This is a genomic window from Bacillus sp. C28GYM-DRY-1 (assembly GCF_030519405.1).
GTDB classification, from domain to species: Bacteria; Bacillota; Bacilli; order Bacillales; family Bacillaceae; genus Bacillus; species Bacillus spizizenii_A.
In genome coordinates this window covers 39,721-53,812 of the sequence record NZ_JAUMKF010000011.1, presented here as the reverse complement: position 1 = coordinate 53,812, position 14,092 = coordinate 39,721, and the positions used below count along the sequence as shown (strand labels likewise).

The window sequence follows — 14,092 nt, the reverse complement described above, 5'->3', positions numbered from 1 at the left end:
GCGAGTATATTGAATGCGAAAGAGTGAAGTCAATGATAGAGATTGGAGAAAATGTATTTTTAGAATATATGGAAGGAAATGAATTAAAAAAAGCAAAGAGCAAGGCGGTCGGCATCGAAAACAATGAGCTTTTGATTGCATATCCGGTTGATGTAGTTACAGGGCGAACTGATTTTACATATTGATATGGAAGTAACGATAGAGTTTGTGGGCAAAGATGAAGTTCCTTACCGTTTTACAAGCCGAATAAAAGGTGAAGTGAAGGAAAAACTTCAATTGTGTCTTGAAGTGCCTCCCTGTGAAAAAAAGAAACATATCCAGCGCCGCCAGTTTGTAAGAACTGATGCGGTATTGGATGTGCAAATTCAGCCGACAAATAAAGAAGAGTTTCGCACACTTTCCTATAACATCACGGAGGCGGCATTGCCTTAATTTTAGCTGATGGCCGTTCTTTTCAATCCGGGGAATCACTGCGGCTTATCATCAGTCTTTCTGAAGAGGAGAACACACGTCAAATAGAAACAGAAGCCGTTGTCAGACGAATCTTTGACGACCTAAAATCAGGGAAACGTAAAATGACCCTTGAGTATACTGGAATCGCAGCAAGCGACCGGTAGTTTCTGCTTCAATATTGCATCCGGCGCCAGTTAAATAAGAGAAGAAAGGCAAGGGTGGAATAAACATCGTCAAACACTTCCATACTATTTGTAATGGAGGTGCTCCGATTGAAAACATTTGAACGGCTGCTGATTAAATTATTGTTCATACAGGCCATCATTTTACTTGGTGTCCAGATTCTTTTTCACTATCAGCATATTGAACCTTACGTATCAAAAGTGATTCAATATGAAGGGGTGGATAAAATGGAGGAGAACAATAGGATTGAAACCTTCAAATATTAATTATTCGTCAATTTTTCACCCTTTTTCATAAAGTTCGTGATACAATCCATAGAGGAGAAAAGAGCAAGGAGAGGAATTATGGAAAAGAAATTATCGATTGCAATTGATGGCCCGGCAGCTGCGGGGAAAAGCACCGTTGCCAAAATTGTGGCTGAGAAAAAATCGTACATATATATTGATACAGGAGCGATGTATCGGGCGATAACGTACGCGGCTTTACAAGAAAATGTTGATCTGACAAATGAAGAAAAATTGGCTGAGCTGCTAAAGCGGACAGATATTGAACTGATTACAGCAAAAGAAGGACAAAAAGTGCTCGTTAACGGCACCGATGTAACTGAGGCGATCAGAACAGACGAAGTCAGCAACCAGGTTTCAATTGCGGCCAAACACAGAAGTGTCAGAGAAGAAATGGTGAAACGCCAGCAGCAGCTTGGGGAAAAAGGCGGCGTCGTTATGGATGGGCGTGATATCGGAACTCACGTGCTGCCGAATGCAGAAGTGAAAATTTTTCTTTTGGCATCTGTTGAAGAGAGAGCGAAACGCCGTTATGAAGAAAATGTGAAAAAAGGGTACGATGTCAACTATGAAACATTGATAGAGGAAATTGCAAGAAGAGATAAGCTTGATTCAGAGCGCGAAGTATCTCCGTTGCGCAAAGCAGAAGACGCTCTAGAAATAGACACGACATCCCTTTCTATTCAAGCGGTAGCTGATAAAATCCTCGAGGTGGTGGAACAAAAGTCCCGCTGATTACGGCAAATGCCACTTTTTTTGAATTTTTCAACGAAGAAAGAATGTTATTGCTTGACAAACCTGTCCTTTTATTAGAAGTTAATACTAATAAAACTTTTTATTGATCATTCAAAAAACTTTTTTGGATGATTCTTTAATACATATTCGGCTAAAAAGCGGGCATGTTTATATGTTCAGCTTTCAAACCGTTTTAATTAAGCTGTGTAGGTTTGGACCAAGGAGGTTATTCAAATGACAGAGGAAATGAATCAAATTGATGTTCAAGTGCCAGAGGTTGGAGATGTAGTTAAAGGGATTGTGACAAAGGTAGAGGACAAACATGTGGATGTTGAAATTATCAATGTCAAACAGTCCGGTATTATTCCAATCAGTGAATTATCAAGTCTTCATGTAGAGAAAGCATCGGATGTTGTTAAAGTAGACGACGAGCTTGACCTGAAAGTAACAAAAGTGGAAGACGATGCTTTGATTTTATCTAAACGTGCTGTTGATGCAGACCGCGCTTGGGAAGACCTTGAGAAAAAATTTGAAACAAAAGAAGTGTTTGAAGCTGAAGTTAAAGATGTCGTGAAAGGCGGCCTGGTCGTTGATATCGGCGTTCGCGGTTTTATTCCGGCATCACTTGTTGAAGCGCATTTCGTTGAAGATTTCACTGACTATAAAGGGAAAACACTGTCTCTGCTCGTTGTAGAGCTTGACCGTGACAAAAACCGCGTCATCCTTTCACACCGTGCTGTTGTTGAAAGTGAACAAGCGAATAAAAAACAAGAACTTCTTCAGTCTCTTGAAGTTGGAAGTGTACTTGATGGCAAAGTGCAGCGCCTGACTGATTTTGGCGCATTTGTTGATATCGGCGGTATCGATGGGCTTGTACACATTTCACAGCTTTCCCACTCCCATGTAGAAAAACCGTCTGATGTTGTTGAAGAGGGACAGGAAGTAAAAGTGAAAGTATTATCCGTAGACCGTGATAATGAACGTATTTCCTTATCCATCAAAGATACACTGCCTGGACCATGGAGCCAAATCGGCGAAAAAGTGAAGCCTGGCGATGTGCTTGAAGGAACTGTGCAGCGTCTTGTCAGCTTCGGTGCCTTTGTTGAAATCCTTCCAGGTGTTGAAGGTCTTGTTCATATTTCTCAAATTTCCAATAAACACATCGGCACGCCGCATGAAGTCCTTGAAGAAGGACAGACTGTAAAAGTGAAGGTTCTTGATGTGAATGAAAATGAGGAACGCATTTCATTGAGCATGCGGGAACTTGAAGAAACACCTAAAGCCGATCAAGAGGATTACCGTCAATATCAGGCGAAGGAAGAAACAAGCACTGGCTTCCAGCTTGGAGACTTGATTGGTGATAAGCTGAATAAACTAAAATAATTGGTGATAAACGTGACTCGAGCAGAACGGAAAAGACAACACATCAATCATGCCCTGTCCACCGGTCAAAAGCGGGAAACAGGTCTAGATGATATTACGTTTGTTCATGTCAGTCTGCCCGAACTTGCATTAGAACAAGTAGATATTTCCACAAAAATCGGCGAACTTTCAAGCAGTTCGCCGATTTTTATCAATGCAATGACTGGCGGCGGCGGACAACTTACATATGAAATTAATAAATCTCTTGCACGAGCAGCTCATCAAGCTGGGATACCTCTTGCTGTCGGATCGCAAATGTCAGCGTTAAAAGATCCCTCAGAGCGTGTTTCGTATGAAATCGTTCGAAAGGTTAACCCAAACGGATTGATTTTTGCCAACCTGGGAAGCGAGGCGACAGCTGATCAGGCGAAGGAAGCAGTTGATATGATTGAAGCAGATGCCCTGCAGATTCACTTGAATGTGATTCAGGAAATTGTGATGCCTGAAGGGGATAGAAGTTTTAGCGGCGCCCTGGACCGCATAGAGCAAATGTGCAGTCAGGTCAGTGTACCAGTCATTGTGAAAGAAGTTGGCTTTGGTATGAGTAAAGAGTCAGCTGGGAAGCTGTATGAAGCTGGTGTGGCAGCTGTTGATATTAGCGGCTATGGAGGTACAAATTTTTCGAAAATCGAAAATCTCCGAAGACAGCGGCAAATCACCTTTTTTAACTCATGGGGCATTTCGACAGCTGCAAGTTTGGCGGAAATCCGCTCTGCGTTTCCCACAGGCACAATGATTGCCTCCGGCGGTCTGCAAGGTGCGCTTGACGTGGCAAAGGCAATTGCACTGGGGGCCTCTTGCACCGGTATGGCAGGACACTTTTTAAAAACGCTGACTGAGAGCGGTGAGGAAGGCCTGCTTGAGGAGATTCAGCTGATTCTTGAGGAATTAAAAATGATTATGACCGTGCTGGGCGCCAGAACGATTGCTGATTTGCAAAAGGCGCCTCTTGTAATCAAAGGTGAAACCCATCACTGGCTTACAGAGAGAGGGATCGATACATCCAGCTATAGTATGAGATAATTGATAAAAGCCCAAAACCTAATGAGTTTTGGGCTTTTTGTATTATGATTTATGCTTTTTAAACCTTCCGTTTTGTTCAAGGCTTGTCGCTCCGTCATAGTGAATGGACTGGTCGCGGTCTGATTCGACTCTGCCCGAAGCTTTGAGTTTTTTCTCCTGTCTGTCTTTTCCCATGATCATGCTCCTTAATGTGAGATGGATTGTTTAAAAAATGCGCTTGGGCTCCATACTGGAATTATGGAGGAAGCAAAATGGAACAATTTTATTACTATTGGTCAATGTGGTTTCTGTGGGTCCTGACAACCTTTATTTTTGAAAAGACGAAAAGGCGATTTGCCGTCTCTGTCTTTATTTTGACTAATATTATTTTAAGCATACATAACATCACGTTATATTTTCCCCTGAATGCTGCTTATATGATGTTTTTCGTCTGCGGGTGTGTCTATGCCGGGTATTTGGGAATGTATCGTTTTCGATATCTCATGGTCTATTTGACGCTTGTTGCCGGGTATGCGTTTGTTTATCTTTTTGCATTATATGATCCGGTTTGGTTCATCATAAAACCAGAGTGGGCTGCCGTTTTATTAATAGTGCTTTTGGCAGCTTCGGTTGAAAGGGATTTCAAGAAGCAGCTTGCCTTATTTGTCTTAGGGATGTGCCAAGGTGAACTAGTGTATTCATTTGTGATTCAAAAGTTAGCGGGGACTTTGGCTGTCGGCGGCTTTCAATGGCTGAATGCCTGTTCTGCGGGAATGATATTGCTGTTTGGCATATCTAAATACGAACAGCTCGCAAGCCAGATTGGTCAAAAAAGCAAAAGATCTAACAAAGGAGCTACCAAAATGTCATGAGTGATTACATCTATCCGATTATTGCGGGGGTTATTGCGGGAGTCGCGACAAGGCTTTATATGCTCAAAACAGATTACCGTCAGTATCCGACCTATGTTCATGGGAAAGTGATTCACATTGCATTAGGGCTGATAGCGGCTGGTTTAGGGGCAATCATTATGCCGGCGCTTTTGCAGGAAGAATTTACGGCCATCACATTTTTAACGTTGGCAGCGACGCAATTTAGAGATGTCCGAAACATGGAGCGGAACACGCTGACGCAAATGGATTCATATGAACTTGTCTCAAGGGGAAGCACATATATTGAGGGGATTGCCATTGCGTTTGAAAGCAGAAATTATATCGTAATCTTTACAGCGCTTTTAACAACCTCTGCGTATGTGTTTTTATCCATTTGGGCTGCAGTCATAGCGGCTGTTATTTGTTTTTTGCTGGCAATGAAATTTATGTCAGGCAGTGTGTTGAAGGATATTGTCGACATTGAGTACATAAAGCCTCACTTTGACGGTCCGGGATTATTTGTTGATAATATTTATATGATGAATATCGGGCTTCCGGAGAAACAAGATTTGATTTTAAAGCATGGTATGGGCTTTATTTTAACGCCGAAAAACTTTAATTCAGCAGCAACCATTGCCAACTTAGGGCAGCGCCAGGCGATTTTATTTGATGTTTCCAATGTGCTGGGGGTTTATCGGGATTCAGGCGAGCCGTCTCTGACACCCATTGCAAAACGTGATTTAAATGACGGGAGAGTGGCAGTCTTTGTTCTGCCGCAAATTAACCACCCTGAAACGGCCGTTCAGATCATCAGCAATGTTCCAACCTTGGAAAACGCGATTAGAATGCCGACAGAATTTATCAAGAACCAGGATAAGGTGATAGAATGAGCGAATCTCTCACGAAAGTGATTTTGTCTGTGATCACGACCAACCGAAACCGGGCTGCAGGGGGAGCGCCTGTCTTTTTTTGCAATGACCAAAAGGAGATGGAGCTTTTCGCTAAAAATCTAGAGGCGATTCTTGATGGAATAGCGCATAGAATTGGAGATGACGTGTATTTGATCGTGAAACATTTCTAAGAATAGTTGTGATCCCAGTAAAAACTGATATAATAAATGAGTTAAGCCCTTCCTCTGAAGGGTTTCTTTTCATAAAAGTGAATGAAATGATTTTAATAACCGGTTGAAAATTTATGTAAAAATGAAAGCGGCTGGATCGAAAGGAAGGGTACTATGGGTAAACCTGTCGTAGCCATTGTCGGGAGACCAAATGTAGGCAAATCCACAATCTTTAACCGGATTGCGGGAGAAAGAATTTCAATAGTAGAAGATACCCCTGGTGTGACAAGGGATCGGATATACAGCTCGGCTGAATGGCTAAATTATGATTTTAATTTGATTGATACTGGCGGTATTGATATCGGTGATGAGCCGTTCTTAGCTCAGATTCGTCAGCAGGCTGAAATCGCCATGGATGAAGCGGACGTCATTATTTTTATGGTGAACGGCCGTGAAGGTGTAACGGCTGCTGATGAAGAAGTAGCAAAAATTTTGTACCGCACGAAAAAACCTGTTGTTTTGGCAGTTAATAAACTGGATAACACAGAAATGAGAGCGAATATCTATGATTTTTATTCGCTTGGCTTTGGCGAGCCGTATCCAATTTCGGGAACACACGGACTCGGATTAGGAGATTTACTTGATGCCGTTGCAGAGCATTTTAAAAACATTCCTGAAACGAAATATGATGAAGAAGTTGTTCAATTTTGCTTAATCGGACGCCCGAATGTCGGAAAGTCCTCACTTGTGAATGCGATGCTCGGCGAAGAGCGCGTCATTGTCAGCAACGTGGCAGGAACGACAAGAGATGCTGTTGATACGGCATTTACGTACAACCAGCAGGAGTTTGTCATTGTCGATACTGCTGGTATGCGAAAAAAAGGGAAAGTATATGAAACGACCGAAAAGTACAGTGTGCTGCGCGCACTGAAAGCAATCGACCGCTCAGAAGTCGTTGCGGTTGTGCTGGATGGCGAAGAAGGCATTATTGAGCAGGACAAGCGTATCGCCGGTTATGCACACGAAGCGGGTAAGGCCGTCGTGATCGTCGTAAACAAATGGGATGCTGTTGATAAAGATGAAAGCACGATGAAAGAATTTGAAGAAAATATCCGTGACCATTTTCAATTTCTTGATTATGCCCCAATCCTATTCATGTCAGCCTTAACGACAAAGCGGATTCATACGCTAATGCCTGCGATTATCAAAGCGAGCGAAAACCATTCACTTCGAGTTCAAACGAATGTCTTAAATGATGTCATCATGGATGCTGTGGCAATGAACCCGACGCCGACTCATAACGGTTCTCGCTTGAAGATTTATTACGCGACTCAAGTGTCGGTGAAGCCGCCTAGTTTCGTTGTGTTTGTAAACGATCCGGAATTGATGCATTTTTCGTACGAACGCTTCTTAGAAAACCGAATCAGAGATGCTTTCGGTTTTGAGGGGACACCAATTAAAATATTTGCAAGAGCTAGAAAATAAAAAGGTGTGAAGCAAATATGAAAAGAGTCACTATGCTCGGAGCGGGAAGCTGGGGGACGGCATTGGCTTTAGTGTTAGCCGATAATCATCACGATGTAACCATGTGGGGGCACCGTGCAGATCTGATTCATCAAATCAATGATCAGCATGAAAATAAGGATTATTTGCGGAACGTCAAGCTTCCAGAATCAATAGAGGCAACAACGGATATCGGGAAAGCTGTTTCAGACGCAGATTTCATTATCGTAGCGGTTCCGACAAAAGCAATTCGGGAAGTGCTGAGGCAGGCTGTGCCTTTTATAACAAAAAAGGCAGTCTTTGTTCATGTCAGTAAGGGCATAGAGCCGGATTCACTCCTGCGCATTTCTGAGATTATGGAAATTGAGCTCCCGAGCGATGTCAGAAGAGATATTGTTGTTCTTTCCGGTCCGAGCCATGCGGAAGAAGTGGGGCTGCGGCATCCAACGACCGTTACTTCAGCTTCAAAGAGCATGAAGGCAGCAGAAGAGGTGCAGGATTTATTTATTAATCACAATTTCCGGGTGTATACAAACCCTGACATTATCGGTGTTGAAATCGGCGGGGCTTTAAAAAATATCATTGCCCTTGCTGCAGGAATTACAGACGGTTTAGGGTATGGGGACAATGCCAAAGCTGCTTTGATTACACGCGGGCTTGCCGAAATCGCGAGACTCGGAACGAAAATGGGCGGGAATCCCCTGACGTTTTCCGGATTGACAGGAGTAGGCGATCTGATTGTGACGTGCACAAGTGTTCATTCCAGAAACTGGCGTGCCGGCAATTTACTTGGAAAAGGGTACAAGCTTGAAGACGTTCTTGAAGAGATGGGAATGGTAGTCGAAGGTGTCCGCACAACAAAAGCGGCTTACCAGCTTTCAAAGAAATATGATGTGAAAATGCCGATTACAGAAGCACTTCAAGAAGTCTTATTTAACGGACAAAAAGTGGAAACTGCTGTTGAATCTTTAATGGCGAGAGGGAAAACCCACGAGATGGAGGATCTTGTCAATACGTTTGAAAATCAAGTGAGGTAAATGTATTAATCATATGGGTGATCGCATATCTTAATTGAACGAAAGCCCAAGAAACAGAAGGACACCCAAGCCTTGGGATCTTCTGAAACATTTTGCCGATTTAGGCAATAGAGGATGCATCTGTATGCCAAGTCGCATACTATAGCATCGAAGTCCAAGAGAGTGTTTCTTAAACGTGCAGGTGAATATAGTCAAGTTGACTGAAGCGAAGGTCCCCCTCTTTGCTTCAGTTTTTTTGTTCTATCAAAGGATGGAAAATCTGGTTGATCTTTTCCGGGGCTGTATATTAAAATTAAAAATATAACGCTTACATCATACATATCGGGGAGGCGCAGGTCATTGAGTCTGGCATTGATGAAAATGTGGTTTGCACTAGGGTCCATGGGTCTGATGTTTCTGGCTGTAGCTTCCATCTATTTAAGCCGCTTTAAGTGTCAAAACCGTTTTTTGAAGATTGCGGTTTCGTCATTCGCTTTCATGTGTATGCTCATATCTGGAATTATTGTGTTTGTCGTCGTATTCAGCGGCCCTGTCAATGAATAAAGCTGTAAAAGGAAGTGCTGTATGGGTAAACTGAAGTGCGCTATGATTTTTGCGGCAGTCGTGTTTTTATCAGGCTGTTTATATCCAAATGAGCGGAAAAGCAGTGTACATGCCATTCCTTATCAGGATCAGTTAAAACAGGTCCAATCTGCTGTTGATGAATTCCAAAAGGCAAATGGAGGGCTGCTTCCCATTCAAACAAAAGATATGTCGACACCGCTATATCAAAAGTATCCGATAGACTTTAACCGTTTAGCGCCGAGATATATGGCTGAACCCCCAAGCACGGCATATGAAAGCGGGGGAGACTATCAATATGTGCTTGTTGACGTAGAGAACGATCCGACTGTTAAATTAATTGATCTAAAGATGGCTGAAAAAATCCGCGACGTAAAATTGCGTGTTCAAATGTACCGCCAGGCGCATCAATATCCGCCCTATAAGGATGTGCTGTCACGTGATTTATTTACACTCGATGAGAAGAAGCTTGGAGATGAAAGCTCTCTTACAGTGACAAGCCCTATTTCAGGGAATTCCTTGGCACTTATGATTGATGGAGATGGAGAAATATATGCCGATTACCGGACTGAGCTGGCTTCTTTCCTCAAAAAAAGCAAAAAAACGTTTAAACCCGGGTCTGAAATTCAGGATATGATTTGGCAAGAAACCCCCTTTGTACCTGCGTTTTCTGTGAAATATACGGTAAATGACAAACAGGAACCTGTTTTTTTAGAAAATGATATGAAATAGGAATGAACCTTTCACCCGTGCATACAAATAGGGAGAAAGGTTTTTTTATACTTTAATAGATTGAGGATGAGAAATTTTCTAAAGATGTCATATTGAAATAGGACAACGTCATACACATATAGTGTCCTGTGTTTGAATGAAAGAGTTTAATAAAATTGATAAGGATAGGAAGTCCGGGAGGGGATCACTTGGAAAAGGTCGATATTTTCAAGGATATCGCTGAACGAACAGGAGGCGATATATACTTAGGAGTCGTAGGTGCTGTCCGTACAGGAAAATCCACGTTTATTAAAAAATTTATGGAGCTTGTGGTGCTCCCGAATATCAGTAACGAAGCAGACCGGGCCCGTGCGCAGGATGAACTGCCGCAGAGCGCAGCCGGCAAGACGATTATGACTACAGAGCCTAAATTTGTACCGAATCAGGCGATGTCTGTTCATGTGTCTGACGGACTCGATGTCAATATAAGATTAGTAGACTGTGTAGGTTACACAGTGCCCGGCGCAAAAGGATATGAAGATGAAAATGGGCCGCGGATGATCAACACGCCTTGGTACGAAGAACCGATCCCATTTCATGAGGCTGCTGAAATCGGCACACGAAAAGTCATTCAAGAACACTCGACCATCGGAGTTGTCATTACAACAGACGGCACCATTGGAGATATCGCCAGAAGTGACTATATAGAGGCTGAAGAAAGAGTCATTGAAGAGCTGAAAGAGGTAGGCAAACCTTTTATTATGGTCATCAATTCAGTCAGGCCGTATCACCCGGAAACAGAAGCCATGCGTCAGGATTTAAGCGAAAAATATGATATTCCGGTATTGGCAATGAGCGTGGAAAGCATGCGGGAATCAGATGTGCTGAGTGTGCTCAGAGAGGCTCTCTACGAGTTTCCGGTGCTTGAAGTGAATGTTAATCTCCCAAGCTGGGTAATGGTGCTGAAAGAAAACCATTGGCTGCGTGAAAGCTATCAGGAATCCGTAAAGGAAACGGTTAAGGATATTAAGCGTCTTCGGGACGTAGACAGGGTTGTCGGCCAATTCAGCGAGTTTGAGTTCATTGAAAGTGCCGGGTTAGCCGGAATCGAGCTTGGCCAGGGGGTGGCTGAAATTGACTTATATGCGCCGGACCAATTATATGATCAAATCCTGAAAGAAGTGGTTGGCGTTGAAATTCGAGGGAGAGATCATCTGCTTGAGCTCATGCAGGACTTTGCTCATGCGAAAACAGAATATGATCAAGTATCCGATGCCTTGAAAATGGTCAAACAGACGGGATACGGCATTGCGGCGCCTGCTTTAACTGATATGAGTCTCGATGAGCCGGAAATTATACGGCAGGGCTCCCGATTTGGTGTGAGGCTGAAGGCTGTCGCTCCGTCGATCCATATGATCAAAGTAGACGTCGAAAGCGAATTCGCGCCGATTATCGGGACAGAAAAACAAAGCGAAGAGCTTGTACGCTATTTAATGCAGGACTTTGAGGATGATCCGCTCTCCATCTGGAACTCCGATATCTTCGGAAGATCACTGAGCTCAATTGTGAGAGAAGGGATTCAGGCAAAGCTGTCATTAATGCCTGAAAACGCACGGTATAAACTAAAAGAAACGTTAGAAAGAATCATTAATGAAGGTTCAGGCGGCTTAATCGCCATCATCCTGTAATACCGAAAGACCTCTTTATAGAATGGGAGGTCTTTTTTCTTTGCTCTTAATAATGGAAAAGGATCAAGGAATAGGATGAAAAAAGGAAAAAAAGGAATATTTGTTCGATAAATCACGTTAAATCCTTGACGAGCAAGGGATTGACGCTTTAAAATGCTTGATATGGCTTTTTATATGTGTTACTCTACATACAGAAATTCTTCACTTTGTTGGACAAACATTCCTCAGAGTGCAGTTTTTCATAAAAAGCCGTTTCATTGTCTTTCTTGCCTGCTCTGATTTTTTTCTGAGACAGGTTTAGAATCAGACTGAACTGTGAAGAAATGATAATAAACGAACTGAATCTATTCCTTTTGGGAGGAGGTGAAAGGCATGAACAAAACAGAACTTATCAATGCGGTTGCAGAAGCAAGCGAATTGTCTAAAAAAGACGCTACAAAAGCAGTTGACTCTGTTTTTGATACGATCTTAGATGCACTTAAAAACGGTGATAAAATCCAACTGATCGGTTTTGGTAACTTCGAGGTGCGTGAACGTTCTGCACGTAAAGGACGCAACCCTCAAACAGGTGAAGAAATCGAAATTCCAGCAAGCAAAGTACCTGCTTTCAAACCAGGTAAAGCGCTTAAAGACGCAGTTGCCGGAAAATAATTGTGAATATAGATCGTGTATGCATCTAGCTTACATACACTTTATTTCTTCACAGAAAAGCCCCTTTCTAAGGGGCTTTTCATATTTCAAGAGCAGGGGCTTCCTGATAGGGCATTCACTTTGCTTTTAGCGGGGCATGTGTGCTAGAATCGAAATTAAATGTATTCATTGGTGGAGGACACAGAACATGAAAGAAGTTAATAAAGAGCAAATCGAACAAGCTGTTCGTCAAATTTTAGAAGCGATCGGAGAAGACCCGAATAGAGAAGGGCTTCTTGATACTCCGAAACGAGTCGCAAAGATGTACGCCGAAGTATTCTCCGGCTTAAATGAAGATCCAAAAGAACATTTCCAAACTATCTTCGGTGAAAACCATGAGGAGCTTGTTCTTGTAAAAGATATCGCGTTTCATTCTATGTGTGAGCATCACCTTGTTCCCTTTTATGGAAAAGCACACGTTGCATATATACCGCGAGGCGGAAAGGTCACAGGGCTCAGCAAGCTGGCACGTGCCGTTGAAGCCGTTGCAAAGCGACCGCAGCTTCAGGAACGCATCACTTCTACAATTGCCGAAAGCATCGTAGAAACGCTTGACCCGTATGGTGTAATGGTAGTGGTGGAAGCAGAACACATGTGCATGACGATGCGCGGTGTCAGAAAACCAGGTGCAAAAACTGTCACTTCAGCGGTCAGAGGCATTTTTAAAGATGACGCAGCTGCCCGCGCTGAAGTATTGGAACATATTAAACGCCAGGACTAATAAAGATAGAGGGTGCTATAAATGAACGAAAAGCATTCAAGTGATTTTGTCGTTATTAAAGCGGTTGAGGACGGAGTGAATGTGATCGGCCTGACAAGAGGAACAGACACAAAGTTTCACCATTCCGAAAAACTCGACAAGGGAGAAGTAATCATCGCTCAGTTCACAGAGCATACTTCAGCCATTAAAGTCAGAGGAGAGGCACTCATTCAAACCGCATACGGAGAAATGAAAAGCGAAAAAAAATAAGCTGGCTGTCCCCGCTGTTAAAAGCAAATGTTCGCAAACAGCGGGAGAATACAGCCAATTTCTTTTTTTTATGCTATAATGATACCTGCGTAAGTGAATGAAAAGATAAGACTTATACATAGATTAAGAATAAATGTGAATTTGGGGACAAGGGTGATATTTTTGCAAGACATCTACGGAACTTTAGCCAATCTGAACACGAAATTAAAACAAAAGCTGTCTCATCCTTATTTAGCGAAGCATATTTCTGCGCCAAAAATTGATGAGGATAAGCTTCTTCTTTTTCATGCTTTATTTGAAGAAGCTGACAAAAAAAACAACGACAGAGAAAATTATATTGTAACAGCGATGCTTGTACAAAGCGCCCTTGATACCCATGATGAAGTGACGACAGCCAGAGTCATAAAACGAGACGAAAACAAAAACCGCCAATTGACTGTTCTCGCAGGCGATTATTTCAGCGGGCTGTACTACTCTCTACTATCTGAAATGAAGGATATCTACATGATTCGGACGCTTGCTACAGCCATCAAAGAAATCAATGAACATAAAATTCGTCTATATGACCGTTCTTTCAAGGACGAACAAGATTTTTTGGAAAGTGTCGGCATCGTTGAATCAGCTTTATTCCATCGGGTTGCAGAGCACTTCAACCTCCCGCGATGGAAAAAGCTGTCGAGCGATTTTTTTGTATGTAAGCGGCTTATGAACGGAAATGATACATTTCTGGATGTGATCGGCAGTTTTATACAGCTGGGAAAAACAAAAGAAGAGATATTAGAAGATTGTTTTAAAAAAGCAAAAAACAGCATTGAGTCACTTTTGCCTCTAAATTCACCTGTTCAGCACATTTTATTAAACCGTCTAAAGACAATCAGCCAAGATCAAACCTATCATCAGAAAGTGGAAGAAGGGTAAACC

Annotated in this window: 17 protein-coding genes and 1 pseudogene; 17 read left to right on the top strand and 1 reads right to left on the bottom strand. The window is 42.5% G+C overall.

All coding sequences use genetic code 11. From position 1 onward, the window contains the following. The first annotated feature begins 32 nt into the window (after positions 1-32). The 5 genes and pseudogenes from Q3W56_RS12345 (at position 33) to fni (ending at position 4,100) form a co-directional block, all read left to right on the top strand. Positions 33-680 (top strand): annotated as a pseudogene (locus Q3W56_RS12345) (flagellar brake protein). Positions 681-725: 45 nt separating this feature from the next. Then, positions 726-902: a YpfB family protein gene (locus tag Q3W56_RS12340; RefSeq protein ID WP_302895671.1), complete on the top strand. Its 177-nt coding sequence runs from the start codon at positions 726-728 to the stop codon at positions 900-902. Positions 903-980: 78 nt separating this feature from the next. Further along, on the top strand, positions 981-1,655 hold the full coding sequence (gene cmk, locus Q3W56_RS12335; protein ID WP_302895670.1) for a (d)CMP kinase: 675 nt from the start codon (positions 981-983) through the stop codon (positions 1,653-1,655). A gap of 234 nt (positions 1,656-1,889) precedes the next feature. Beyond that, positions 1,890-3,038 (top strand): 30S ribosomal protein S1, encoded by a 1,149-nt coding sequence (gene rpsA / locus Q3W56_RS12330; RefSeq protein ID WP_014477197.1) that lies wholly within the window; start codon positions 1,890-1,892, stop codon positions 3,036-3,038. Between the two features lie 12 nt (positions 3,039-3,050). Next, entirely contained in the window at positions 3,051-4,100 is a 1,050-nt protein-coding gene (gene fni, locus Q3W56_RS12325) for a type 2 isopentenyl-diphosphate Delta-isomerase (RefSeq protein ID WP_302895669.1), read from the top strand. A gap of 42 nt (positions 4,101-4,142) precedes the next feature. Here fni and Q3W56_RS12320 read toward each other — a convergent pair whose 3' ends face one another. Then, positions 4,143-4,274 (bottom strand): YpzI family protein, encoded by a 132-nt coding sequence (locus tag Q3W56_RS12320; RefSeq protein ID WP_302895668.1) that lies wholly within the window; start codon positions 4,272-4,274, stop codon positions 4,143-4,145. A 77-nt stretch (positions 4,275-4,351) separates the two neighbouring features. Between Q3W56_RS12320 and Q3W56_RS12315 the strand changes: the two genes are divergently transcribed. From Q3W56_RS12315 to hepS, 12 genes are all read left to right on the top strand, one after another. Further along, the gene (locus Q3W56_RS12315) at positions 4,352-4,951 is read left to right on the top strand and encodes a YphA family membrane protein (protein ID WP_019714791.1); all 600 of its coding nucleotides are present in this window, start codon (positions 4,352-4,354) and stop codon (positions 4,949-4,951) included. Further along, complete coding sequence (locus Q3W56_RS12310) at positions 4,948-5,841, top strand: YIEGIA family protein (RefSeq protein WP_302895667.1); 894 nt, start codon at positions 4,948-4,950, stop codon at positions 5,839-5,841. The genes Q3W56_RS12315 and Q3W56_RS12310 overlap by 4 nt, the downstream gene beginning before the upstream one ends. Beyond that, complete coding sequence (locus tag Q3W56_RS12305) at positions 5,838-6,032, top strand: capping complex subunit for YIEGIA (protein WP_004398137.1); 195 nt, start codon at positions 5,838-5,840, stop codon at positions 6,030-6,032. Before Q3W56_RS12310 ends, Q3W56_RS12305 begins: the two co-directional genes overlap by 4 nt. A gap of 153 nt (positions 6,033-6,185) precedes the next feature. Continuing rightward, entirely contained in the window at positions 6,186-7,496 is a 1,311-nt protein-coding gene (gene der / locus Q3W56_RS12300) for a ribosome biogenesis GTPase Der (RefSeq protein ID WP_003225506.1), read from the top strand. Between the two features lie 17 nt (positions 7,497-7,513). Beyond that, entirely contained in the window at positions 7,514-8,551 is a 1,038-nt protein-coding gene (locus Q3W56_RS12295) for an NAD(P)H-dependent glycerol-3-phosphate dehydrogenase (RefSeq protein WP_302895666.1), read from the top strand. Positions 8,552-8,890: 339 nt separating this feature from the next. Next, positions 8,891-9,094, top strand: a complete 204-nt coding sequence (locus tag Q3W56_RS12290; protein WP_003225508.1) for a DUF2768 domain-containing protein — start codon at positions 8,891-8,893, stop codon at positions 9,092-9,094. A gap of 21 nt (positions 9,095-9,115) precedes the next feature. Beyond that, a complete protein-coding gene (locus Q3W56_RS12285) occupies positions 9,116-9,844 on the top strand; it encodes a hypothetical protein (protein ID WP_302895665.1) in 729 nt (242 codons plus the stop codon). Between the two features lie 188 nt (positions 9,845-10,032). Then, positions 10,033-11,511: a stage IV sporulation protein A gene (gene spoIVA / locus Q3W56_RS12280; protein ID WP_019714787.1), complete on the top strand. Its 1,479-nt coding sequence runs from the start codon at positions 10,033-10,035 to the stop codon at positions 11,509-11,511. 372 nt (positions 11,512-11,883) lie between these two features. Further along, positions 11,884-12,162, top strand: a complete 279-nt coding sequence (gene hbs / locus Q3W56_RS12275; RefSeq protein WP_003153447.1) for a non-specific DNA-binding protein Hbs — start codon at positions 11,884-11,886, stop codon at positions 12,160-12,162. A 187-nt stretch (positions 12,163-12,349) separates the two neighbouring features. Beyond that, positions 12,350-12,922 (top strand): GTP cyclohydrolase I FolE, encoded by a 573-nt coding sequence (gene folE, locus Q3W56_RS12270; protein ID WP_087990545.1) that lies wholly within the window; start codon positions 12,350-12,352, stop codon positions 12,920-12,922. A 21-nt stretch (positions 12,923-12,943) separates the two neighbouring features. Then, positions 12,944-13,171, top strand: a complete 228-nt coding sequence (gene mtrB / locus Q3W56_RS12265) for a trp RNA-binding attenuation protein MtrB (RefSeq protein ID WP_003225517.1) — start codon at positions 12,944-12,946, stop codon at positions 13,169-13,171. 162 nt (positions 13,172-13,333) lie between these two features. Further along, on the top strand, positions 13,334-14,089 hold the full coding sequence (gene hepS / locus Q3W56_RS12260) for a heptaprenyl diphosphate synthase component 1 (RefSeq protein ID WP_302895664.1): 756 nt from the start codon (positions 13,334-13,336) through the stop codon (positions 14,087-14,089). The last annotated feature ends 3 nt before the right edge of the window (positions 14,090-14,092 follow it).

Excerpts from the sequence above, each read along its gene's own strand:
- cmk (WP_302895670.1), top strand. The coding sequence starts at position 981 with ATGGAAAAGAAATTATCGATTGCAATTGATGGCCCGGCAGCTGCGGGG.
- Q3W56_RS12310 (WP_302895667.1), top strand. The coding sequence starts at position 4,948 with ATGAGTGATTACATCTATCCGATTATTGCGGGGGTTATTGCGGGAGTC.
- rpsA (WP_014477197.1), top strand. The coding sequence starts at position 1,890 with ATGACAGAGGAAATGAATCAAATTGATGTTCAAGTGCCAGAGGTTGGA.
- Q3W56_RS12295 (WP_302895666.1), top strand. The coding sequence starts at position 7,514 with ATGAAAAGAGTCACTATGCTCGGAGCGGGAAGCTGGGGGACGGCATTG.
- hbs (WP_003153447.1), top strand. The coding sequence starts at position 11,884 with ATGAACAAAACAGAACTTATCAATGCGGTTGCAGAAGCAAGCGAATTG.
- Q3W56_RS12315 (WP_019714791.1), top strand. The coding sequence starts at position 4,352 with ATGGAACAATTTTATTACTATTGGTCAATGTGGTTTCTGTGGGTCCTG.
- mtrB (WP_003225517.1), top strand. The coding sequence starts at position 12,944 with ATGAACGAAAAGCATTCAAGTGATTTTGTCGTTATTAAAGCGGTTGAG.
- folE (WP_087990545.1), top strand. The coding sequence starts at position 12,350 with ATGAAAGAAGTTAATAAAGAGCAAATCGAACAAGCTGTTCGTCAAATT.
- der (WP_003225506.1), top strand. The coding sequence starts at position 6,186 with ATGGGTAAACCTGTCGTAGCCATTGTCGGGAGACCAAATGTAGGCAAA.
- Q3W56_RS12305 (WP_004398137.1), top strand. The coding sequence starts at position 5,838 with ATGAGCGAATCTCTCACGAAAGTGATTTTGTCTGTGATCACGACCAAC.
- Q3W56_RS12285 (WP_302895665.1), top strand. The coding sequence starts at position 9,116 with ATGGGTAAACTGAAGTGCGCTATGATTTTTGCGGCAGTCGTGTTTTTA.
- Q3W56_RS12320 (WP_302895668.1), bottom strand. The coding sequence starts at position 4,274 with ATGGGAAAAGACAGACAGGAGAAAAAACTCAAAGCTTCGGGCAGAGTC.